The 26,734-nt window shown below is 42.4% G+C and carries 7 protein-coding genes, 1 tRNA gene and 1 pseudogene; all 9 read right to left on the bottom strand.

The window, feature by feature from the left end; genetic code table 11:
• Positions 1 to 6: 6 nt before the first annotated feature.
• Positions 7 to 1,422, bottom strand: coding sequence for an exodeoxyribonuclease VII large subunit (xseA, locus tag HXT37_RS02270; protein ID WP_116440628.1), 1,416 nt, complete (start codon positions 1,420 to 1,422; stop codon positions 7 to 9).
• 120 nt (positions 1,423 to 1,542) lie between these two features.
• Positions 1,543 to 1,616, bottom strand: a tRNA-Lys gene (locus HXT37_RS02265).
• Between the two features lie 88 nt (positions 1,617 to 1,704).
• Positions 1,705 to 2,805, bottom strand: a pseudogene (locus tag HXT37_RS02260) (class C sortase).
• 111 nt (positions 2,806 to 2,916) lie between these two features.
• Positions 2,917 to 8,538: a S8 family serine peptidase gene (locus HXT37_RS02255; RefSeq protein WP_421779684.1), complete on the bottom strand. Its 5,622-nt coding sequence runs from the start codon at positions 8,536 to 8,538 to the stop codon at positions 2,917 to 2,919.
• 693 nt (positions 8,539 to 9,231) lie between these two features.
• Positions 9,232 to 10,014 carry an Abi family protein gene (locus HXT37_RS02250; protein WP_285089557.1) on the bottom strand — a complete coding sequence of 261 codons (783 nt, stop codon included), beginning with the start codon at positions 10,012 to 10,014 and terminating at the stop codon, positions 9,232 to 9,234.
• A 441-nt stretch (positions 10,015 to 10,455) separates the two neighbouring features.
• Entirely contained in the window at positions 10,456 to 16,551 is a 6,096-nt protein-coding gene (locus HXT37_RS02245) for a S8 family serine peptidase (RefSeq protein WP_421779682.1), read from the bottom strand.
• Between the two features lie 823 nt (positions 16,552 to 17,374).
• Complete coding sequence (locus tag HXT37_RS02240; protein WP_102155371.1) at positions 17,375 to 18,508, bottom strand: class C sortase; 1,134 nt, start codon at positions 18,506 to 18,508, stop codon at positions 17,375 to 17,377.
• 210 nt (positions 18,509 to 18,718) lie between these two features.
• Entirely contained in the window at positions 18,719 to 20,404 is a 1,686-nt protein-coding gene (locus tag HXT37_RS02235) for a SpaH/EbpB family LPXTG-anchored major pilin (protein WP_415692923.1), read from the bottom strand.
• Positions 20,405 to 20,663: 259 nt separating this feature from the next.
• Positions 20,664 to 26,729, bottom strand: coding sequence for a Rib/alpha-like domain-containing protein (locus HXT37_RS02230; protein WP_421779679.1), 6,066 nt, complete (start codon positions 26,727 to 26,729; stop codon positions 20,664 to 20,666).
• Between the last annotated feature and the right edge of the window lie 5 nt (positions 26,730 to 26,734).

Here is a 26,734-nt window from a genome sequence, read left to right as displayed (position 1 = left end):
AAAAAATTACTTACTTGACTTTTTACTTGGCTTTATGAAAGCAGACTTAGTAACAGCTGACTTTGTTCCAGTCACCTTGCCAAGAACCACGCCACTTTTAAGCGTAACTGTCATATCGTCGCCAACTTTCGCTAAAGCCGCATCGTCAAGCACTCGCCCACCACTGAGCTGCACAACAGCGTACCCGCGATTCAAAGTCGATTGCGGACTTAGCGCAGTCAAGCTCGCGTGAGCCTTCTCAACAGTCAAACTCGCGTCGTCAAGAAGTCGCACCAAACCGTGACGCATTCGCTCAACAGCCTGCTCAACCAAACGCTCGTGCGGCTCAAGCATAGTGCTCGGGCGCGTAAGGCTCGGGCGATTCGCATAACCTTCAACGAGACGAATCTCATTGTCTACGCGCGCAGAAATTCGCATGCGCATAGTTTGCAACGCGTTATCAATAAGCTGCCACTGCTCGCGTACGTCTGGAACCACGCGCTTTGCAGCATCCGTAGGAGTCGAAGCGCGCATGTCTGCAGCCAAATCAATCAGCGTCCAATCGTCCTCGTGGCCAATTGCAGACACAATCGGAGTTATGCACGCAGCAGTAGCGCGAACCACACCCTCATCTGAAAAACCAATCAAATCTTCAAAGCTTCCACCGCCGCGAGCAACGATAATAACGTCAACTTCTGGATCCGCGTCGAGCTGCTTAATTGCGGCAATAATATCCGCCGGGCACTGCACGCCCTGCACGTGCGCGTGAATAACTTTGAAGCGCGTAACAGGCCAGCGCAAATTCACGTTCGTAATAACATCGCCCTCCGCGCGCGCTTGAGGAGCGCACACGAGACCGACACACTTAGGAAATTCCGGCAGCGGAACCTTATTTTCAGCGTCAAATAAGCCCTCGCCCTTAAGCTTTTTTCGCAACTCGTCAATTTGCGCTTTTAAGTCACCGGCACCGACGCGGCGGATTTCGTCTGCAACGAAGCTCAAGCGCGTGGCTTTTACCCAAATATCCGCCTTGCCGTGAACGACTACGCGGTCACCCTGGCGAAGTTCGCGCGCCTGCTGCACGAAATTGCTGAAGCCCATTACGGAAATCGACACTTCTTCATTACTGTCGCGAAGGGTGATGTAACCGGAAGAAGCGCGGCGCATGTTAATTTCGACGATTTGACCCTCAATCCACGCTGCTGGCCATCGTTCTACGGCGCTGTGGAACTTTTGACTTAAAACGGCAACAGGCCATGGATTTTCGGCAGTCGTGTCGGCGGCTTTTAGAGGGAGCTGTCGCGGCTGAGCTTGCTGCGGCGTAAGTAGTTGCGGCGACGACTGAACTTGTTGCGACTGCGACTGTGCTAAATTTAGCAGCGGTTGTTGCGACGGTTGCGGCTGTTCAAGCTGGGCATCATCCTGGAATAATTGCGGCATCATATTTGACGAGGTCATGTTTCCAGCTTGACCGCAAAGAAGGACAAACGCGCGCTGCTGCATATGCGTGACGGAGAGATTAGATACGAAAAAACCCAAGCAGTGAAGCTTGGGTTTCGCTTGTGCCCCCTCAGGGATTCGAACCCTGGACACGCTGATTAAGAGTCAGCTGCTCTAACCAACTGAGCTAAAGGGGCGTTGGTTATCTTGGCTCGTTTCGCGAACCGAGTAACTACTATACTCAGAATGAGCTTGCACGCAAGCCGGCGTGTCGCATTGCTGCGCTCAGGCAGGTCGTTTGCGCAACTTACGCAAGATTTTGCGCGAAACCGCCAGCAAATGCCTGCCTTGCACACTACTCACACCATTCTTCTTTCGCAACGACGCAATCAGCATCATCGCCATCAACACCGCAGACATCACCATCGATATCACAAACAACGTCATCCACAACGACCACTGCATATGGTCGCCCGGCACGTTAGCAGGATCCGGCAACACACGATACCCCGTCACGAGCAGCCTGTGCGTGTTAACTCCATACGGGGTACACGTAATCAGCGTCGCCAAGTCGCGCCCCTTTTCGCGCCGCAACAAACGAATATCGTTCGGCTCCACCACATTTATGCGAAACACTCTGTATCGAAGAGTCTTGCCTTGCACGTCAAAGTAGAAGTAATCACCTTTTTTCAGCGTGTTTAAATCGTCGAACATTGTGGCATCCGGCATACCCGTATGCGCCGTCACAACCGTGTGCCTGCTTTTGCCGCCCACCGGCAAATCCGTGCCGTACAAATGCCCCGCTCCCATCGCGAGAGTATCTTGAGTAGTTCCATGGTAAATCGGCAGCCTCACGTCAATTTTCGGTATTTTCACAACGCCTTCAGCATCGACATCACTAAGCACTTTTTCGTACTCTTTATATTCGGGAGTGTCCATGTAGTCGTTATTGCCGTTATACGGGTCCGCGCTAATAATCGCCTTGTGGCGAGCGTTGTATTCACGCGCTTTTCCCAAAATTTCCGCGCGATTTTCTTTAGTCTTTTCCTTATTTAATTTATCGTACTAGATTGAGAGTTCTTTGGCAGCGTGATTGTTGACCAAAGTAGAAACCACAGGATAGCTGAAACACAAAACGCCAATAGTAACAAGCGCAATCAGCTCAGCCAGCTTGCGAAGTGTGGACATTGGTTTTGGGGAAGATTGCTCTTGTGATGATGAAGATTACGAAGACTGCGTAGACTGCGCAGATTCAGTATTTTCGGAAGATGCAGCAATTCCAGAGCTTGCGGAAGATTCCGCACTTTTGGAGGACTTATTAGCGCGCATACGAGTCAGCCGCTTAAATAGCGCGCGAGCAGACTCTGCAAAATCAGCTAGCTTCATGATTCCTCCAATAATAATAAAAAAGGAGCAAAGAGCACTCCCACCTTACTAGAAGATGAAAGTGCTCTTTGTTTATTTATTTTTGTTTATTTATTTACTTATTTTGTTTATTTACTTGCTTACATGCGCATGATGGCGGCGAGTTTTAAACGTTACAGCACCGCTTGCAAGCAGCACCATAAACGTCACAATCATGCCAATCACACTGCTGCCAGTCATCGCCAAGTCAGAAGTCATCTTCTTGGCGGCAGACTTAGCGGCAGCCTGCTCCTTTTCAGCAGCCTTCTGCTTTGCAGCAGCGTTAGCATTCGCAGCACCTGCGTTGCCACTTTCGCTGGAGGCATTTCCGTCTGTACCAACGTAAGTAGTGCCAGTAAATGTGCCAAATCCAGAACCAGCACCTAATCCGTTGCCGAATCCAGTACCAGAATGAAGCTCCGAATACTTCAGGTTAATCTCTGCATCTGTTTCATCGGACGCTGTAGCATTCTCAGCAATAACCCACACGTTAGCCCAAGCAAGCTGCTCACCTTTATCGTTAAGCAAAACAATCGTATGCTTACCGAAGTAGCCAGCTGGAATCACAACATTAAACTGAGGTTGACCATTCTTATCCAAAGTTACTTTCACATACTTAGATCCATCTGCGCCCTTCAATAACACAGGCGAAGAATACATGTAAGCATAAGCGTAAGCAACCTTGTTTTTCTTAAGTTCCTTGATGAACTTGCTCATGGCAGAAGAGACCTTAGTCTTGTGAGACTTAGAGCCAGCATCACCCTTAGCAGGAGCATCCATGCCAGCGAAATACAACTTCACAGGATTGCTCTTACCAGCACGAACAACATCATTCATATGTTCACCAGCAACAAGGATTCCCTTAAGTGACTGATCTAGCTTTGCGATAGATTCAGGAGCTTTAGGTGCTGGAGTTGAGACGGAAGGAGGATTGACAGTTACAGAGGAGGAACCATGATCGTTCCCATGACCATCATTCGACTTCTTTTCAACGACGAATTCTGCGGAAGTATTCTTCGTTGCAACGTTACCAGCATAATCAACAGCTTCAACTGTGATTAAGTGCTTTCCGGCAGAAAGTGAATTGAAATCAACATCTACCTTCAGCGGATCCTTCAGATCTTTCAGATCGGCAAAAGTAGCATCGTAAGGATTATTCTTACTCAGCTTAATATCCGTTTCTTTAAGACCATTACTTGCATGATTTACTTCTTTACCATCAATCTTCACTCGCAATAACTTCAAATGATCATCTTTAGCTGTTACAGAAATCTTACGATTTGCTTCAACATGATCATTGTCCTTTATTCCAAGTGTCACAGAAGGAGCATCCTTATCAACAACAACAGGAGCACGACCATACAGTGCGCTAGACATCTGATCGATGGCTTGGATTAATACAAACTCTCCATTTTTAACTTCAACATCTCTATCGAAGCTCTGAGCATTAGTTTCTTTGCCTTTAGAATCAGTACTGAAGTTGTCTGAAGCAATAAGATTATTAATCTTAAGAGTATAGCCAGCAAAATCATCACTAATAACACCCTTGAATTTCACAGTGTCATTATTAGTAAATATTCTGCCGCCATACAACTTTGGAGTACTAAACATTACTTCTGGAGCCTGTCTGTCGAAGTAGAAAGCAACTGGAGTGTCTAATACCACATCACTTCCCTCTTTGACAATCATCCTAAAGTCATTTATTCCAGGATGCATTGGCAGAGTTACCGTGAATGTAGAATCAGCATTTGCATTAGTGGACTTAGTGATTGTTGCAGCTATAGGATCAAAATCCTCATACCCCGAACCATCATCTTTAACTCGATTAGCTTTTGTAAATAGCATTTCTGTAGCTTTGTTACTTACTTTGCCTTTTGCAGTAAATGAATTGAGCGAAGTACCACTATTTCCAGGAACAATCCAGTTGTATGATTCTAAGCCGTTAGCATTACTCAGTGAAATATTATAAAGCTTTGGCTTTGTTGGTATAACGCGATTAGCAAAACCTACATTCTGAGTAGCTGTGTTAACTCCATCACTAGCAACCAAGGTAACTGAATATGTACTAGCAGATGGAGTAACTTTTACAGTAAATGAGCCATCAGTAGCAACATTTACAGGCTCTTCCACTTGTTCAGTCTGGACTTCACCGCCAACAACCTCATCCTTACTATACTTAACAGTAAGCGTGAGCTTCTGCTTTGGAGTAGTATCGTCCTTAACTTCACCTTTAACTTCTACTGCACCATTTTGGTCAATTGTTACATTCCCGTTACTATCTGCATTAGTTAGTTTAATTGTTGGTGCATTTTCGTCGAAATTAGTTACAAGAGTTTCAACCACTTCTTTATTATCAGAACCTTTTGCCTTAACTTTTATTGTATTAGCACCTGATTTAATAGGAGCAGTAAAGCTAAATTCAGAATCATCTGTCTTAACAGCTAATTCTTCTTCTGCTTCAGTTCCTGATTGAACATAAGCTTTCACATCCTTGCAACCATCAGCAATACGTCCAGAGATTTCGATGCTGTATTTATCAACACCGTTATCTTTTTTAGCAGTGACATCCTTAATGCCAATATTCTTAAGATTAACCTCATTATTTATGAGAATCTTTTTATTAGCAAATCCCTTAAACACTTTGGAAGTATTGGTTTCATTGAAACCTCCATCATGCAAACTGACATTGACGTAATAAGCATCCTTACCTACATTAACTTTGCAAGTGCGAGTATAGCCATTTGCGTCATGAGTTTCACTGCAGTCCTTCTCATCAACCTTGATATAATCACTGTTACCATTAACTCTTACACCTGGTTCACTCAATGTTTCACTTAACTCATCATGAGCTGTAATGGTAATTTCACCATCTTTATCAGGTTCGCTAATTGTAACGGTTGGAGCTTTAGTATCAAGGTTAAAATGCATATCAGTCGTCTGGCACATATCCTTAGTCAAGCAAGCTTTTACTCGATAAATATATTTGCCATCAGGAAGCTTCTTATTCCAATGCGCGATATCAGTAGATGTCTTATCATAAATAGTTCCATCAAATTCAACAGAACTATTTAATGCTCTTGGATCGCGTAATAATTCTGAGAAATTAGAACGAGAAACGTCATGTTCCTCTCCTACTTCTGCAACAGTCTTACCAGAATTATCCAAAACAGAATACTGTATTAGACTTGCATTACGGAATAATGCTAGTGATGGTCGTATCTTATCAAATAACTCATCACCATTTGGAGAAAATTCTAAATGATCAGGAGCTTCATCATTAACTTGCACATCACCAAAATAACTTTCAGCAATAAGCGAAGTAGTCATATTAATTGCATTTTTAAGATACTCTTCACCAGGCTTTACAAGAATTGGTTCCTTATCCCAATTGCCAACAAAGCCAAGATATGGAACAGCCAAATCTGGTTCCCCAGAGGTCTTTGAAGTAAAACGCGCCCAACCTTCAACATAATGGTCGCGAGTCACGTCTGGAGTTAATGTAAACTCTACTTCCTTTTCTGACTTAGGATCTACTGTAACCGTATTAGTCGAAGAAGCTAATGTTTCTGAGCTAATAGAGGTAGTCGTTTCTGCATTAGCATTATTAGATTCATTAACAACATTTTGTTTAGGAACTTCATAAGTTACAGCCTTATCTCCATAATTATGCAATTTAACAGTGAACTTACGATCTCCATTAACCTGACGTAAAGCCACGTATGAATTACCATCGACTGTTGCAAGAACGTTATTAGCAACAGCTTTATCAACCTGAGCTAAGCCAGCGCCGATTTGACGAGGAGCAAATGGTACATTGCTGGAATTATTGAGAATCTCAGCCGTATTCATCAAGGCTTGTTCAACACGAGTAGCACGATCTTTTGAAGAAAGATTAGGGAAACGTTTCTTATAGCTTTCCATTACCAACGCTGAAAGACCGGAAACGTTTGGAGCAGCCATAGAAGTACCAGACATATTAGTGTACTTGTTGTTGTTCTGAGTAGACCACACGTTACCACCGATGCCAGCAATATGAGGCTTAAAATCAAGTTCTGGCGTTGGACCCCAAGAAGTAAAGCTAGAAGGATGCAACTTATCAGGATTTGCAATGCCCATTGTCTTATCAGAGAAGGAAACCTTAACTGTACCATTTGCATTAGCTTTGAGTGCATCAACAATCTTTAAAGCATCTTCACGACGAATTGATGCTCCAAAGCATGTGAACTTATCAACTCCAGCCATGCCAAGGAACTGTGCTGAATCGCCAGCTTTGTTATAAACGATTACACCATCAGCACCCTTATCAATAGCATTCTGGAATTTTTCACTAAATGCTATTACGCCACGTTCAACTAAAGCGTACTTTCCGTGAAGATTCAAATCTTTAACTTCATCTTTTTTGCCAAGACCGATATTCACAATCTCATGTTCTTTACCATCAGCTTTTCCTGAGGCTATAGAGTAAGGAATCTCAGTTGTCTTATTAGCTTTATCCGTATATGAACCAGCGGTTTGAATAATATAAGAATTTTCTACAGAAGCAACGCTGAAAGCAGAAGGATAAGAAGACGGTGAACCAAGAGTTGCATCATCCCACTTTCCTAATGCATCATTAGTTCCTCCAGATGTGGAAAAGCTTAAACCGGAGTTTCCTGCAGAAATAACTGGAAGCACACCAGCTTCGCGAGCCTTCTTTAAAGCGAGAGATGTAGCGTTAGAAGCTCCACCAAAACCGTTATCTGAGCCGAGAGACATGTTAATAACATCGGCATGAAGCTTTACAGAATCTTCGATTGCGGCAACAATATCAGCATCACGAGCTCCGTGCGCTCCCGGCTTATTCGAAAATACTTTCATTGCAAGTAGCTGAGCATTTGGAGCAATGCCGTTAATATGACCGTTTTTATCAGCTGGCTTATTCTCATCATCACCATTAGCTGCCACAATACCAGCTACGTGCATGCCATGCTGCTCTGCACCACTATCTGTAATAGTGTAGTTTTCATCAGCATAATTCCAGCCCGCAGGAACTTTATTAGTGAACTTTACACCATTAGATGGGAATGTGTTCTTAATCTTACGAGCTTTTTCAGCTTTGAAATCAAGCTTCATATCATGGTGACTTGGATCTATGCCCGTATCGATAATAGCCACAAGCATTCCAGTTCCATCAAGTCCACGCTTCTTAAATTCTTCATTCACACCCTGCAAACCGCGAGCATAATTTTCAAGAGGGTAATACAAACGTTCTTTTGCAACGGAAGCTACCTCGTGTTCGTGGCGTAAAGCCGCAATTTTGTTAGCTGGTAATGTTGCTTCAAAACCATTCATCAGGTAACCAAATTGGCGACGTACTGTCATGCCATATTTTGAAGACCATTTTCCAATAAGACGATTCTGGTCAGCTTTATTACTGTTTTCAGATTGTTTCGAAGGAAGTTTTGGCTGTTTCTTCAAAGTAACAATAACAGTTACAGGCTTATTGGAAGAACCAGTCCTATTAAATGGATTATTAACTATTCTGCTGACAATCTTAGGATCAAGATACTTGGTTGTTTTATTATTCTTATTCTTTTGATTTACAACTTGTGCGAGATTATTGTTCTCAGCACTATTGTCTTTAGCATTTGCTGTACCAAGCGGCACCATAAGCGTCGCCGAAGCCACACTTAATGCTGCTAAACGAGTCAGATATGACGTTCGTTTGAACTTCATAAACATACTCTCCTTCAAAATGGTGGTTGTTATCCCGGAAAAATTTCGGTTCTAGCTATCACAAACTCATGCCAGCTGCCAAAATCTTTCATACTGGCTGCCAAAATCTTTCATACTGGCTGCCAAAATTTTTCATGCGGGTGTAAATATTTTTGTTACGCTAGTTTGAATCATTTCCGCTAAATATCGCATAAGAGATATACCCCCCCCCATGCAAACAGCAAATAATGGTGTATTTTTGCAAGTGCAACAAAATATTTTTCATATACTCTAGCACTTGTTTAAAGAGAAAAAATTTTTTTAACTTGTTAATTTAGCAAATAAAATTTGAAAAATTTGTATTTAGGATAGAAAAAATGGCTAAATTACGCCATTTTCTCGCAAACACTTTTCCACAAGTAACATGTAAAAAATCTGTAGTTAACATATAATTTACAGAATTTTTCAACAACCTTGCATTTTGACAATGTTTTTTAAAAAAATATTGCTGGTTTACCAACTAATGTTAGTGCGTTGCGCAATATAAACCGTAAATTTTTCAGCCAACCGACGATATGCGCAACTGACCGAAACTTTACACGGTGAGAGCGTTACCTCGATTTGAGCAAAAACCCACCAAAGCCCTCCAAACACGGGCGCGACGACTTGCTTGAGCGCAGCATTGCGCGCGCTCAGGCAGGCAGTTCGCGCAACTTACGCATTTGCTTTCATACCGTTTACTTCATCAACACCAATCATCAGTTCCAAATATTTATTAGCAGCTTTACGTATTTTTGAGGGATCAATCCATCCAGTTGTAAACAACTTATTAACCGCATGAAGTAGCGTAAACAGTGCGTTCGTAAGATTCCTCTTTCCCCTAGCTATGTTATATAAATTATCAAAATGAGCTGCTTTATTCCTAATCTCTTTAATATAAATAAGATTTTTTGCTATTATTCTTCTATCCTCATCGTACTCTTTATTCATTTTTGAACAGTTCACAAATGGAAACGCATTGCCTACAGCATCTTTCCAAAGTTTTTGTTGAATGCGATTGCTATTTTTTGTTTCCGAAGATCCAACAAGCTTTACCCATGTTCCCCACATGAGTTTAGATAAAATGTCATCATGATTTACGCTTCTACCATCATGCGAGTGAACTGCAATTTCTCTCGCTTGCTTGATTTGATTTTCAATCAAATCTTTAACCAAATCTGGCGTATACAGAGGATTGGTCCATTCCTCATTTTGCTTTTCTTTCAACGCAAGTTTACGAAGTTCTAAATCAATTGAATTACGCACGCATATTTCTACGTATCCAATCTGCTCATGCAATATTCCTGCTAATTCATGATTCGATTTGCATATAAGCATAGCTGTACCTAAATCGTTATTTGCATCGCGCATATAACGATTAAATCTAGCCACGCCACAAAATTGTTGCGCTTCTTGCAAAGTAAAAAATGTATTAGCAGACATGAAAATATTGTACATTATTGCACATTTAGTTTGACATTCGCCACGAAATATAACCTGACAAACGCAAATTCTAAGGGGATGTGGTAGACTCTAATTTACCTGTGTAGGTTGCTCCTACACGTGATTTCATTGAGCTCTTGTTTGTTTAGAACAAGAGCTCAGTTGTTTTTGGATGGTGGGTTTACTAAACGTAGGTTTGTGTGGTACTCCAAAAGCGAGGAAAGTTTCTCACATTTGGAGGGTTTTAGGTTGTGTTTTGCTCCAAATACGGGGAACTTGTCTCGCATTTGGAGAGCGAACGAGTATCCACGTGAATGAATGATGAAGCAAATTAATATGTAAAACAAACTATGGATTATTCTCCAAAATATATTACATACAAAAAGAGCACTCCCATCTTACTAGAAGATGAAAAGTGCTCTTTGTTTATTTATGTTATTTACTTATTTTGTTTATTTACTTGCTTGTGTGCGTATGATGGCGGCGAGTTTTAAACGTTACAGCACCGCTTGCAAGCAATACCATAAACGTCACAACCATGCCAATCACACTGCTACCAGTCATCGCCAAATCAGAAGTCATCTTCTTGGCGGCAGACTTAGCGTCAGCCTGCTCCTTTTCAGCAGCCTTCTGCTTTGCAGCAGCGTTGCCAGATGCAGCACCTGCGTTGCCATTGGAAGAACTTGCGTTGCCATTGGCAGCGGCATCGCCGGATGCAGCGGATGCGCCCGCATTAGTAGAATCCGCATCATCCTTTGAGGACGACTCCGAATTATTACTGGAATTACCTCCAGTAGTAAAGGATTTTCCACCATGATTACCGCCGTGGTTAGAGCTGTGGCTACCGCCATGATTACCACCGCGGCTATTATTGTTGGTATCACCGCTGGCATTACCGCTAGTATTACCGCTAGTATTACCGCTTGCATTACCGCTAGTGCTGCCACCGTTGTTGCTACTACCGTTACCGTGACCCGTGCTTCCACCTTCGCTATTACCAGTATTACCAGAGTTACCAGTATTACCAGCATTACCGCTACCATTCTGGTTCTGATTATTCTTATTATCAGAACCAGTTTGGCTGCCACTATCAGAAGAAGCAGAGGAAGATACAGATACCTCTCCAGAAGCAATCTGGTTACCATTTGCATCCATAAGTAAGATTGTGTGCTTACCTGAATATCCGCTAGGAATCAAAGCCTTGAAATAGTACTTACCGTTTTCATCAGTATGCACTGTCACATATTCATGACCATCTTCACCCTTAAGATCCTTAGGATCAGAGTAAATGAACGCATACATGCGATCACCGGATTTGGCTTTCTTCACAGCTTCAGGCTGTCCAGAAACATAAATCTTTACTTCCTTTCCAGCTGTGACATTCTTGGTTTCTAATCCAGCAAGAGACTTTTGGATCTTTTTTGTAGAAGCAGGAGGAATTGGTGCAGAATCAGTTTGAGTTGACTCATCCTTGGTTCCTGAATTACTTGGCTTCGTTGGATTCTCACCAGGCTTCACACCATTCTTCACCGTGAATGTATATGCAGTAGCTCCATTTGCATTATTACTTGCGTCACTTGCTGTATTACCAGCAAAATCGGTCGCCTCAATAGTGATAGTGTGAGTACCATCAACCAACTTCTTAGTAGGAATCTTCAACGTTAATGTTGTAGAACTTGGCTTATCTGGAGTTGGATTATCGTTAACCTTAGAAACATCCACTAATGTGTCCTCTACTGCTGTAGTTGGAAGATAATTTTCCGTATACGCTACTGGATGACCATCAACCATAACGCGCAAAGACTTCAAATTATCATCTTCTGCTTTAACAGTAATTTCGTGACCATCAGTGATTTCTTCGCCTTCAACCAAACCTGCTTTAACAGTAGGATCAACTTCATCAAGAACAACTGGAATCACACCAAGTAAATGAGATTCAACCTGATCACTTAAGTGCAGCAGCAACTTATCACCATTGTCTACTTGAATGTCAGTTGAGAATTGGCGACGAGTTGTTTCTTTACCATTCGTGTCCAAAGTGTAGAAATCACCTACAGAATCATTATTAATTCGCAAACTTTGACCGAAAGCATCATCTGATACATTTCCACTGAAAGTCACTGTGTCACGATTAGTGAACAACGTGTGACCATACAGTTTTGGAGTATCGAAATGTGCTGCTGGAGGCGTAATGTCGAAGTAGAATGCTGCAGGAGTATCGATTACATTCGTTTCATCGTCTTCATCAGCATCTTCGTCAGTTGATTTAGTGTTCACCTGCAAGCGGAAATCATTTATACCCGGATGCATTGGAAGCTTTACACTAAACTTTCCGTTCTTAATTTCAGCACGCAATGGGTTTGGAGTTACAAGATTCTTAGTTGTAGCATCAAAACGCGAAGCTGGAGTAAACACCACGCTAGTCACTTTGGAACTCACATCACCTTGAGCAACAAAGTAATCAGTGCCAATAACGTCTGGACCATTATTCTTCTTATGAATTAACCACGCATAAGAACCCATAGAGCCAGCATTAGTAAGCATGAAATCTTTTGTTGCAGCTGCAGGTTTAGGCGTAGGAGTTGAACGACCAGCGAGAGCCAAACCTATAGTTGTAGTGTTTTCAGCAGAATCAGTAGCTACAAGAGTTACCATAACAGCTTTAGCGGCAGGAGTAATAACTGTTTTGAAGCTACCGTCTTTACCAACAGTTACTACTTCTTCAGTTTCTTTACTAGCTGCAGCTATATCTGCTTGCTTCACATTTGCATTAATATTCGCTGCTGAAGTTGTATTAGCACCAGAAACAGCTTTAGTAGTAGATTCAGAGGCAGAACCAGAAGCATGATTGTTCACAGAACCAGCAACTGCATTAGCTGCAGTAGTGTTGTCAGCAGCCTTTTGATAATTAAGCGTTAGCTTTACAGTATCTCCAGGAGTATCAGTTACTTTACCAGCAACAGTTACTTTACCATCTGCAGCTACAGGCAAATTACCCTTGTTGTCAAGACCATCAACAGTAATCTTAGGTGTTTGTGCATTAAACTTTAAAACAAGTTTCTTATTGCCAATACGGTCACCCTTACTATCAAAAGCTTTAAGCATCACAGTATTTTCACCATTTTTCAGTGGCACAAACGCATAGAAAGTATTCTCACCCTTGCGCTTTTTAGCTAATTTGACTTCCTGCTTTTTACCGCCTTCAGGAGTCACATAAGCTTTTATAGAAGCAACATCTTTAGTGAGATATCCCTCAAGATAGAACTTACCATTAATATCTGGGTCGGTCTTACTTTCTTCTAGAGCATTAGCTTTAATTTGTTGAGAAGTAAGTTTTTGTTCATTTGGAATAATAAACTTCTTGTTCTTCTTAGATTCTTCTGAACCATCCGGTTTCTTCACAGCATATGTGTCGAATACCTTTTTAACCTCAGTTGAATTCATAGCATTGTCTCGAACAAGCACATCTATGTATTGAGCTTCATTACCAATGTGAATAGTCTTGCACACTCGCGTACGAGTTGCTTCATTCAACGGGCATTGAGTGTCTTCATCACCATAGTTCAAGGCATCCTTTACACCAGGAAGATGAATAGTTGGTACGCCAGGATCAGGGCTTAACTCATCACTAATAACAATCTTCACATTGCCGTTAGCATCACGATCAGATACTGTGACTTTAGGTCCATGATTATCGATTGCTACCTTCATGTCATAAGTTTGCCAATCAAACTTATCTCCTAAGCGAGCTTGAATACGATACGTGTACCATCCGTCAGGAAGAATTTCAAATCTACTTGTTTTTGGATTCCACACAGACCCGTCAAAATTTCCGGCTAAGCCATCGGTTGCTCCAACATTAGAAATAGTAGAACGATTCACGTTGTGTTCTGTTCCAAGAACAATCTTAGTTTTATTATGTGAATCCAACACAGAATATTTTACTTCAGATGCACCGCGGAATATAGCCATAGATGGAACAACATAATCCATCCAGCCATCTCTATTTGCAGGTGAAAATTCGCCAAGTACATAAGGCTTCGTTTCATTATTAACCGGAAGTTTACCCATAAAACCAGCTACAGAAAGCAATGATGTCGTAAGATCACTATGGCTTGCACTATAGCTTTCTCCCGGTTTTACCATTATAGGTTCATCGTTCCAATCGCCAACAAAGCCAAGATATGGCACAGAAACATCTGGCTGAGTATCAGCAAGCGATTCAAATCGCGCCCAACCTTCAATATAATGATTGCCTTTAGAACGATTTGGGCTTAACGTAAACTTAACATCAGCGGTTTTGCCAGGCTTTACCATAACTTCACGCGTTTTTGATTGCAACGTTTCAGTATCACTAATAGAGGTTACTGTATCTTTATTGGCCTCATTAGACTCATTTATCACATCCTGATCTGGAACAGCAAATTTTACTGGATTCTTACCATAATTATGTAAAGTAACCGTAAAGTTACGATCAGCATTCACATTTCTAAGAGCCACGTACGAATTGCCGTCAACTGTTGCAATCACGTTAGTAGCAACAGCTTTATCGACCTGCGCTAAACCTGCGCCAACCTGACGAGGAGCATACGGAATCTGCTTACTATCTGCAGAATCTTTATGTCCAATAATACTTGCTGTATTCATTAATGCTTGGCTTACACGAGTAGCCATTTCAGACTTTTTAAGATCAGGGAAACGCTTCTTATAGCTTTCCATCACCAAAGCTGAAAGACCGGAAACGTTTGGAGCAGCCATGGAAGTACCAGACATGCTGGTGTACTTATTTCCATTCTGCGTAGACCAAACATTACCACCGATGCCAGCAATTTGAGGTTTAAAATCAAATTCTGGAGTTGGACCCCAAGAAGTAAAGCTAGAAGGCTTCCCATCATCCGGATTGGCGATAGTAACGAATTGTTCAGTGAAAGCAATCTTTACTTTCTCACCATTATCTAATGCTTTTTTAATTTCTAATGCATAAGAACGAGGAATAGACGCACCAAAGCAACCTTTGATTTTGTCCAATCCACCCATTCCTATGAATAAGGATGAATCTTTGTCGTGATTGTAAACAATCACACCTTTAGCACCTTTAGAAATCGCATTATTAAACTTTTCAGTAAAACTGATATCGCCACGTTCTACGAGAGCATATTTACCTGTAAGATCAAGATCTTTAACATCAGCTTTAGTAGCTTTTTTAGCATCCACAAGTTCATGCTGAGATAGTGCATCCGTTAAAGAACCAATAGAATAGCTGTACGGCAAAGTATGTGACTTGCCATCTTTTCCAACCCAATTTGCAGACTGCTGAGTAATATTTGAATTTTCTACAGAAGCAACGCTGAAAGCAGAAGGATAAGAAGATGGTGAACCAAGAGTTGCATCATCCCACTTACCTAGAACATCGTCTATGCCACCACTTTCAGAGAAGTTCAAGCCGGAGTTTCCTGCAGAAATAACTGGAAGCACACCAGCTTCGTGAGCCTTCTTTAAAGCGAGAGATGTAGCATTAGAAGTTCCACCAAAACCGTTATCTGATCCGAGAGACATGTTAATAACATCAGCACCAAGCTTTACAGAATCCTCGATTGCAGCAACAATATCAACATCACGAGCACCATGCGAACCCGGCACGTTTGAGAATACTTTCATAGCAAGCAGCTGAGCGTTTGGAGCTATGCCATCAACACGATTATGTTCAGATGCAGGAGCACCAGTCTCATCGCCGTTAGCAGCCACAATACCGGCAACGTGCATACCGTGCTGTTCCGCACCCGAATCTGTGAAATTAGTATTTTCATCAGCGTAATTGAAACCTGCAGGCACTTTGTCAGTAGTGTTGCCTTTACCTGTTGGCTGTAATCGAAGATGCGTCTTAGCTGAAGCATCAAGCTTCATATCTTGGTGAGTTGGATCTATGCCCGTATCGATGATGGAAACCAACATACCAGTGCCATCAAGATGATATTTTTTAAACGCAGCTTGCACACCTTGCAAATTACGTGCAGTATTTTCCATTGGATGATATAAACGTTCTTTTGCGACAGAAACTACACCTGGCTCACGTTTCAAATCTTGAACGTGTTTTTCAGGGAGAGTAGCTTCAAAAGCACTCATTAAATAACCAACTTGGCGACGAACCGTCATATTGTACTTTGACTTTACGCGGTTAATTAAAACATTCTGCTCATGAATGTTGGCTTTTTCGTCATAATTCGTGAGTTTCGGATGATTATTTTTCAACGTAACAACAACAGTCACTTGAGCATTTGAATTTTTATTAAATTGATCTTTTTTACTGTAATTCTCAAAAGCTTTAGCAAGAGTTGGATTAACATGGCGTAAATCTTCTATAGACTTAATCTCACTATTATCTTTTAAAGATGAATCAAGCATCTTAGAGACAAGTGCATTCTCATCTTTTTTAGTTTCATTATCATTTTTTGCAAATGCCGCAGGAACTGTACCAAGCGGCACCATAAGCGTCGCCGCGGCCACACTTAATGCTGCTAAACGAGTCAGATATGACGTTCGTTTGAACTTCATAAACATACTCTCCTTCAAAATGGTGGTTATTATCCCGGAAAAATTTCGGTTCTAGCTATCACAAACTCATGCCAGCTGCCAAAATCTTTCATACTGGCTGCCAAAATTTTTCATGCGGGTGTAAATATTTTTGTTACGCTAGTTTGAATCATTTCCGCTAAATATCGCATAAGAGATATACCCCCCCCCCCCATGCAAACAGCAAATAATGGTGTATTTTTGCAAGTGCAACAAAATATTTTTCATATACTCTAGCACTTGTTTAAAGAGAAAAAATTTTTTTAACTTGTTAATTTAGCAAATAAAATTTGAAAAATTTGTATTTAGGATAGAAAAAATGGCTAAATTACGCCATTTTCTCGCAAACACTTTTCCACAAGTAACATGTAAAAAATCTGTAGTTAACATATAATTTACAGAATTTTTCAACAACCTTGCATTTTGACAATGTTTTTTAAAAAAATATTGCTGGTTTACCAACTAATGTTAGTGCGTTGCGCAATATAAACCGTAAATTTTTCAGCCAACCGACGATATGCGCAACTGACCTAAATTTTACGCTCGCGCGAGAGTTATCTCACGTTTGGAGGGTTTGCGCTACTTTAGCACTCCAAACGCAGGCGCGACGACATGCTTGAGCGCAGCACAGCGCGCGCGAAAGCGACTCGGAGCGGAAACTCGCTCAAGTTGGAAGTACAGTGGACTTCCAACGCGAGTTTCGTAAGCGAGCACTTATAGTGCGAGCGTTATCTCACATTTGGAGGGATTAGCGTTGTGCGACGCTCCAAACGCGCGCAATACTGCGCTCAGGCAGGTCGTTGCGTTACTCGCGACGCAACTTACGCAGCATCTTGCGCGAAAGTACCAGCAAATGCTTGCCGCGAATGTCGAGCTGTCGCCATCGCTTAGACGTTGCCGCGGCAATCATCATGGACAAAATAATCAATGAGAACGCCATTGCAATCACGAATAGCGTCATCCAAAGCGGCCATTGCACGTGGTCACCCGGCACCTTCACAGGGTCCGGCAGCACACGATACCCCGTCACCAAAAGCCTATGCGAATTCACGCCATACGGGGTACACGTTAGCAGAGTCGCCAAGTCGCGCCCCTTTTCGCGCTGTAACAAACTAATATCGTGTGGCTCAACCACGCTGATGCGGAACACTTTGTATCGCAAAGTTTCGCCTTGCACGTCGAGGTAGAAATAGTCACCCTTCTTCAAATTCACCAAATCGTCGAACATGGTTGCATCCGCAAGACCCGTGTGCGCGGTAATAACTGTGTGGCGGTTTTTGCCGCCAACCGGCAAATCCGTGCCGTACAAATGACCAGCGCCGTGCGCTAAAACTTCCTGCGAACTGCCGTGATAAATAGGAAGTTTTACGCCAATCTTCGGAATTTTTACGATGCCGATAATGCCCATAGGCTCCTCAAGTGCCTTAAGATAACGCTTGTATTCAGGCGTGTTAGTTATGTCTTTTTGCCCATCCGAACCATACGGATCCGTGGTAAGCATATTTTTGCGAGTTTTATTGTAAAGCTTCGCGGCGCGAATGTGAGCGCGACGCACGTCACCAGCCTGATCGTGGTTATACTTGTCGTACGCGTTAGAAATCTCCTTCGACACGCGATTATTCCAAAGCGTTGAAACAACAGGGTAACTGAAGCACAAAATGCCTGCCAACACGAATGCGATTGGCTCGACGATGCGGCGGAGCTTAGATTTTTGTTTAGATTTGTGATTGCTTGCGGTGGATTTTGCTTCGGTTGCGTGGGTTTGAGTTGCGTTATTTTCGGTTGCGTTTGATTCGGTTAAGTTGGTTTCGATTAAGTTGGTTTCGTTAGTTTGAGTTGCGTTTGTTTGGTTTTTGAGAAGCTTACTTACGATGGGGATATTCAGGGAGATTTTGTTGAGGAAAGCATATACTTTAGCAACAGCATCGTTTAATTTCATGCTTCCTCGTTTCGTGAGTTTTTCGTTGGATTTAGATTTGATTTACGATTTATTGATTTTGCGCTCGCTAGTTAGTTCAATTAAAGCGTACAAATATAGAGCCGGGAGCAACAAGTCGCACCCAGCTCCAATATTTATGCCATGCAAACAGATATTTACATTCATGTAGCAGTGACTGCTGATTTTTTTCTCAGCAGTCACCAATTACAATCAGGCAGCCTGCTGCTCTTCATCCTTCTTGCGGTTGCGCAAGAAGATGAACATGCCAACAGCAACCAAGCACATGCCAGCCAACGCGAAGATGATCACGCCTGCAGCACCGGTCTTTGGAAGGTTGAACCAAGAACCATTATCCTTGGTTGGGACGTTCACAATTTCAATTTCCTGAGCAGTTGCATTAGACTCAGCAGAAGTTAAAGAAATTTCATGAGGCTGCTCAGAGCGAGCATAACCTTCTGGTGCTTTAACCTCAACAAGATAAATCTTGCTATTAGCGTTAGCATCTGTAACCTTAGCAACATAATCTTTAGTTACACCACTAGCAGTCTTATCAACACCAGTTGTGGTGATGGTAGCCTCAGTATTAGTTTGTGCTGTGTCAGTAAAGCCCGCCATTGCTTTATCGCAAGCTTGAGCAGCAGTTGGGTCAGCAGCACACTTCTTAGCTTCAGTTTGATCAGCAAATGCCTTGAATTCAGCCTTGTTGAGAAGCTTTGTTTTATCAGTTGCATCAACTTTCTTGATGTGGAACTTACGGAACTCAGTTGTTGCGTCACCGCCAGGAGTTGGAGTATCTGGAACGCCGGCACCGTGACCTGGAACGAAGCCAGACTTGTTATCTAACTTCTTATCGGAACCAACAAAATTAGAAAGATCCGTTTTCAACTTAAACTCTAACTTAACAGTAATTTTAACATCAGCGCCATTTGCACCATTCACAACAGTTGCAATCTTTCTAAGACCTGCATCCTTAAACTTAACCATGATGCGAGTACGAGTTGTATCTTCAGGCTTAGTCAATGCGGAAGAAGTCACAACGTAATCATCAGCAGTCATAGCATTCTGCTGACCTTCAATCTTAACTTCTTTAACTACGTCAGTTTTTACAGAATCATATGCCGCAGTTACAGCGTCATCGTAAATAGCAAAACCTTGGAGCTCATCCTTCGTAATTCCAGTCTTAGAATCAGCAGCATCGGACTTCTTCTTGTTTACTTTTGCAGTAATAGTGTAAGGCAATGTATCACCAGCACCAACAATCTTTCCATTATCAGCGGTCTTGGTTACATTATCCTTAACATTGGTGTTCTTAGGCGCAACTGACACTTCATATGTGTAGGTGTTGTTCTTAGCACTGGCTTCACGCGTAATCTCTGGAACAGTCATGAAGAATGGCTTCACATCAGTTGCATAGCCAGCAGGAGCAGACTTTTCCTTCACTAAATACAAGCCCAAATCAAGGTTATCAAATTCAGCCTTACCAGTTTGATCGGTAGTCTTTTCCTTTACGGTATCTAATGTAAGCTTGGTTTCATCAAGAGGTGTTGTATTAAGCTGCTTTACTTTAGCAGCGAGCTTAGTCCAGCCATCTTCAGAAGTTAAATCTACACTAAGACCAGTCTGGTCATTATCGCTCTTAATAAGAGTAACCTTCTGAACGGTAAATGTGGCACCCTGCAAAGGTCCATTGTTTTTAGATGCATCCTTCTTATTGATGGTAATCTTACCCTTCAGCTTCTTACCAGCTTCAGACCAAGGTGCTAGCTGAGCAGCTGCTTTCTCACTACCCGTAGCAAATGCCACGTTGTTTGCCACCACGGCGCCGGCGACGCACAGCGTGCCAGCCATTGCGAGCGAGGCGAATGCTGCCACGCATTGTTTAGTGAATTTATTCACTTTCTTCTCCTTTATATCAGTGCCCTTGTGGGCAGGTTTTGAGGAAAATACGTTTATTGTTTTATTTTGTGTTGCGCACGGTCGGCGGAGTCATCGCAAAGCCGCATGAACTCTGTCGGCGGCTACGATTTGCGCCGCGCGCAGCAAGATTAAATCCGAACCATGCTCCGAAATAAGTACCATCACTACGTAACGCGTAATGCCATTGCCAGCACATGGAACGTTGATACTGCAGTTTTTAAGCTGCAGAAAATTTTCATCAGCATCGCCACCTTTCGCTACGTCGCCTTAAAGCGCGAAGCTTTTTGGCAGTTTTGCAAATAAAATCTTTAAGCAGTGTCTTACGCAGCAACGCCTCGAGCATCGCGCGCCCCCACTTGGTTTGCTCAAGGAAGAACCCAGCCGCCATCACGCCCGTGCCAATCACAGCAAACGCACCAAGCAGCACGTTCCAGTTCATTCCGCCGGTCTTTGGCAGAGCGAATTTAGGCGGATCGATCACGGTCACATTAACAGCAATTCTGTTCCAGTCTTTTCCAACGGTTACGCCGGCAAGCTGAGTTGTTTGCATATTTGTAGACGAATACTTGTTACCTTCAATAAGACTTCCATTAACAGTGTTATTAAACACCGTCAGCGCATTCGGCTTCAACGCAAACACAGCGCACGTGTAATTTCCAGCCTTTTGAGGTACGCCAGCAATATCGTCTTCACTGCGAGACACAGCACTTTCTATGCTGTTCGGATCTTTATCCTTCGTAAAGCCATACAGCAAGTTAGCCATGCAATTCTTACTGTCTTGACTGCAAGACTTTCGCTGATCAGCATTTGCAAAAGCCCACGGCTTTACACTTTCGCCATAATTCTGGTTCAGGTGCATATTGAGCGTATCGTCAAGCCCGCGACTCCACTTTTGCTCGCCTTGCTTAGCACACATCATACGCAATGAAATATTGCTACGATCCTTCAAGCTCCACGCGAGCACATACGGATTCTTAGTAAGGCTCGTGCCGCTCATAACAGTAAGAGAATTACCACTACCAAGCGTGTCATGAACAGGATCAGCGTCTTGGGATCTTAGCAATGTCATCTTAAGATCCTTGTCAGCTCCACTGAGGCCTCCAACTGTAACTTTCGCATACACAGGCTTGCCGTTGTTACCAGAATCCGAGTCGTCCGAAGTGGAGCCATCCGGGTAATGGATGACAATCTCTTTCAAGTACGCTTTAGGAGCAACAGATTGATCTGGGTGGAAGGTCACTTTGCCGTAGCGAGTGCCGTCATCCTTGGAACTGTGCTTGCCATTCTTTTGCTTGGAAGGATTGTCAGGCTTATTGCTTTGCTCACCGGTTTTATCGGCAGCGTTATTAGAAGCCCAATACGACCAGTCTAAAGACACCTTGTTTCCAGCAGTGCCGTCAGCATTTACCTCAAAGCCGTTTGTGGCATCCTTAAACTCAAACCAAGTTCCGTCCGGAAGCGCACCAGCCTTCACAACATCCTGGTATTTATCCGCACCGTTAGCACTCTTAACGCTTTGCGGCACAGCATTCTCAACCTTTTGACCAGCCGTAACGCTCACATCAACATACTTCGGGTTGTAGAAGTGGTTGTCGTTGTGAATGTGGATTGGTATTGAACGATACTCGTAGTCGACACCTTTAACCGCGTTTTTGTTGCCGTTATTACCATCAAGCTTCCACTTGAAGTCTTTCAAAGGATCAGTGTTATTCTTACTTGCATCTTTGTTAAGTGCGCCAACAGCTGCATCGAATCTAGTAAGCAAATCGTTATTGTCTTTACTAAACTGTTTTGCTTTAATCGCGTAAACTACGCACTCGTAGTCGCCGGATTCGTTAGCCTTGCCTTTAATCCACCCACGAGTACGCTCAGTGGTATCTTTTGAGTTACCATTTGCAATGTAATCGTCGTACAGCTGCCTATCAGGGTGGCACTGACTTGCATCCTTCTCGCAAGCTTTCTGCGCTGACGCATCTTCAGTATGATTCCAAATTTTAACGTCTTGCATCGTAATGCCGGCAATACCGCCCGACTGGTAGTGAGACTTAGTGCCGTCTGAATTGATCTTATTGCAAATTGTGCGCAAATTGATTTTTCCAGGCTTATACTTGGACCATGAATCAAGCCAACGGGTCGTCTGTTTAGAAGTACTAAGTTCCTCGCCCTTAGTGAGTTTGATGGTAGTATCATTCCAGTCGCCGCTACCTTCACGATCGCCAACATTCAGCCGTAAATTACCAGCATCCTCATCATGCGATCGCGTAATGTCTACCTTCGCATAAATAGGTTTACCAAGATTACCAGAGTCCTTATCTTCAGAAGTGGAACCGTCCGGATAGTGCACAATAACCTGCACTTTGTCAGAACCAACAGGGAACCACTTGTGCGGTCGGAACGTCACCTTGCCAAACTGACCCGTGCCATTCTTAGCTGAATCACCAGAGTCAGCTTTATTATCTTGATCATCCTCAAAGAATGTGTAGCTTAAAGATTTCTTAAACTTAAACCAAGTTCCGTCCGGTAGATCACCTTCGCGCACATCGTCTTGCAACGTATTAGCATCGTTGGCATTCTTCTTGCTCTTAGGCACCTCAGTGGCTTGTTTGGTACCAGCCTCCATGCTAATAGTCTTATACTCTGGGTTGTAGTAGTGAGCATCACTATGCACATGAATTGGGAAGGTTACCGAATCCCAATCGATATGCCTTTGAGTGGCTTCTTGAGGACTATCTTCACTACCCGGCTTATCTGTTAAGACTGATTTAATAACCTCTTCAAACTTGCGATCAGCAGGTTTCTTTACAAAGTCATTTACAGCTTTATCAAACTTATTTTGTAAATCACCATGCTTACCATCTTTATTTTCAAGGTCTTTAATAGCGTACACAGTGCACACAAAGTCGCCATTTTCCTTAACCTTGCCATGTAACCAACCCCAAGTGCGCTCTACGGTATCATGCTCATCACCGTATAAGTAAAGGTTACGGTTGCAGTTTTTACCATGAACCGTACATTCATACTTATTCTTTTCAGTAGCTCTTGTCCATTGTGATGGTTGTTTATCAATAAATTCACCGCTTGTAGTATTACCTTTTCGACCGGCAAGTGTCAGACCATTAATACCATCAATCTCATAGCTTTCAGGTTTACCAGTTTGTGGATTCTTTTTATAGCAAAGCATGCGCTGATAAATTTTTCCTTGCTTAGCACTTGACCATGAGTCAAAGAACATTGGCTTAGTGTTACCAGTAGCGTCGCCTAACACTTCATCTTTACGGAAACGCATACCATTTTTATCATTGTTTTCAATTCGTCTTCCGCCATATTGCGAATAAACATTGAGCTTTAAATCATTTTTTTGGATCGGTTGACTAGTTACCTCTACAGGCGCATATACAGGCTTGCCAAGATTACCAGAATCCGGATCTTCAGAAGTGGAACCATCTGGATAATGCACAATTACAGGAGCAAAATATTCACCAAGCATTACAGTTTTTTCTGGAGAAAAAGTAACTTTGCCATATCTAGCGTCAGTAGTACTATCTTCAGGCTCATCCTTGCCTGATTTCTTGTTACTTTGCTTATTGACAAATTTATACCATGTAAGAACATGTTCATTATCTTTAGGATAGGTTCTTAGCTCAAACCAAGTGCCTTTTGGCAACCTAGTACCATTCTGCACAAGCTCCTGTTGACTCTTGTCATTACCTTTCACGCCGTTAGCACCAGAATGGCTTACTGGAGCAGCCGATTCTTTAGACTTACCACCAGCCTGCACATATACCTTATCGTATTGAGGGTTATAATAATGCGCGTCGGAGTGAACCTTAATTGGCACAGTCCTAGATGTATAATCAATATCTTCTCTTAAACCCTTGAAGGTATCCGGATTAATGATATTGGTAGGAGAACCGGTTTGCTTTTCAATATCTTTGTTCTTTTTAGCAGCATCCTCAAATTTCTTCAAAGCTTTAGGCTTCAAAGCATACACAGTGCACTGGTAATTGCCAACCTTTAGTGGCTTTCCTGTGATGCTACCACGCGTACGCTCCATGGTTCTGCCTGTGCTATCAAATAATTTGTTTGCTGCACAGCCCTGACCATTTCGGCACTTTTCTTGTTCCTCATCAGTAGCATGAGGCCACGGTTTTTCACCATTTATTGTTATTCCATTAATACCGTTAAGATAAAACTTAAGATTCAGAGGATTTGTAGTATCAGCACACACAGAGCGAATAGTAATATCGCCAGGTTCCTGCACTGACCAAGAATCTATCCATGGTTGTGGCTTAACTTCACGATTCTTGCGGAATACGAATCCATCGTTGTAGTCAATCTCTTGACCATTTTGGTTCTTATGAATATGGAGCTGCAAGTCACCAGTGCCAGGGTTATCTCTTGTTACATACACTGGAGCATTAACTGGATCACCATGATTACCAGAATCTTTATCCTTCGAAGTTGAACCATCAGGATAATGCACAACTACAGGTCTCTTCTCAGGCTGACCAGTTTTAGAAGCAGGAACCCACTTATTTGGGTGGAAAGTGACAACACCAGTGGACTCGTTATTAATCTTTGCCCAAGTTGGTGGATTTTGATACTTATTATAAATTTCTGCCTTAAACTTAGTGCCAGATGGGAATTTCTTCCCTCCCCTGTCTTTTGGATTTGGAGAATTCTTTTCTTCACCAGCTTTTACTGTAGTATCGTCATAGTAAGGGTTATACCGGGACGCCTGCGAAACAACGTGTATATCAACGCCTTTGACCTTCACAATTGAATTGTTCATTTTACAATTGTTAGGTTTAGGATCAGGATAGTTTATTTGAACATCAAAATGTATAGTTTTGTTTCTATCAGAAGCCTTAGGACTATACTTAACCTCGCCTGTTCTTGGATTAATATAGGCTTGACCAGGCTGCATATTATTAGGATTATACGTCTTAGTAACACCGGGCGGAAGTATCTCACTATTTCCAATTTCATTCTTTTTAAACGTAAATTCTATTCCAGCATCAGTTGGAATCATCTCAGACGTAGTTCTGCCCCCATGATTTGGCATGTCCTTATAATATTTAAAATCGCCGTTATAAGAATCACCAACCCACTCACCAGTATTTATATACGGTTTCACGGAAGTAACTTCACCGTAAACAGCGTCCTCTTTAGACCTCTTTGGGAATTGGATGTCATCATCATTTTTAGGATTTAAACCATACTTAAACTCTTCCAAGTCTGGTATGCCGTCGCCATCATGATCATACGGACCAAAAACTGTAAACTTATGCTTATCTCCATAGTAGGAAATCCAACCTGCCATAAAAGGTAACTTATAAGGGTCACTGCCTTCTTCAACTTCTGCAGTAACAATCCAGCGAATAGAATCTACAGCGTTATCTTGTTCCCAAGATTTAAATAACCTACCAAAATTACCAGCTCGACGCCATGTATCTACTTCACATGTTGCATCTGTACCTAAACCACATTTTTCAATAGATGCTTTCCAGAAATTCTCATAATCACTATCACCTGGTAAGCGCGTAGCATTAGTATAACTATTAAAATCGCTTGGTATTTGATCTTTGCCTCGTTCTTCCCAAACAAACTTTTTGTTTCTACCACTGTAGCCAACAAATTTTGTACGATACCTTGTAATTCTTATGCTATTATCCTTGATGTTTTTTGGAAGAATAAGATAAAAATCAGGTCTACCATCATACGCATGTAGAGCAGTATTTTCATCACAATCTACATTTGGGTTTTCTATTTTTTTAATTCTGCATCCATTTGCGTTAAAAAGAACATTCCAAGTGATGGTTGTTTTTTTCTTTCCATTAACGGTTATTGTATTTATATCTGGAGGCTGAACATCGAAATCCCTATATATATCCCAACTCGCAACAGAGTTAGGAGAAATATATCCATTACCAATGTAATCCCAACTAACATTAGCCGCTTTTGCTTCTTTCATCGGCGGCACTATGAGCATGGTTACTATGGTGGCGGCGGCTACGAACATTGCGAAGAGCGCGCGACGAAGAGTGCGAGATGGGCGTGCTGCGCGAGCGATGGTGACGTTGCCGGAATTGGCTGCATTGTCGGAATTGGCTGCATTGTCGGAAATGACTGCTTTGTCGAAAGAAGTGCTGGCAGTGCCGAAAGTATTGGCATTGGTGGAAGAAATAACTGCGGTGCTGGAAGTACGAACGGCGTCGTTAGCGCTGGTCTTACGCCAGACCAAAGCGCGCGACGCAAGACGACCCACGCGTGATGCGAATCCACGGAACTTTGCTGGTAACATTTTCT

It is taken from the genome of Gardnerella sp. DNF01151 (assembly GCF_049244235.1).
In the GTDB taxonomy this organism is placed as follows: domain Bacteria; phylum Actinomycetota; class Actinomycetes; order Actinomycetales; family Bifidobacteriaceae; genus Bifidobacterium; species Bifidobacterium swidsinskii.
Note: the sequence above shows the minus strand (reverse complement) of the source record. Positions and strands in the feature narration are given on the sequence as shown.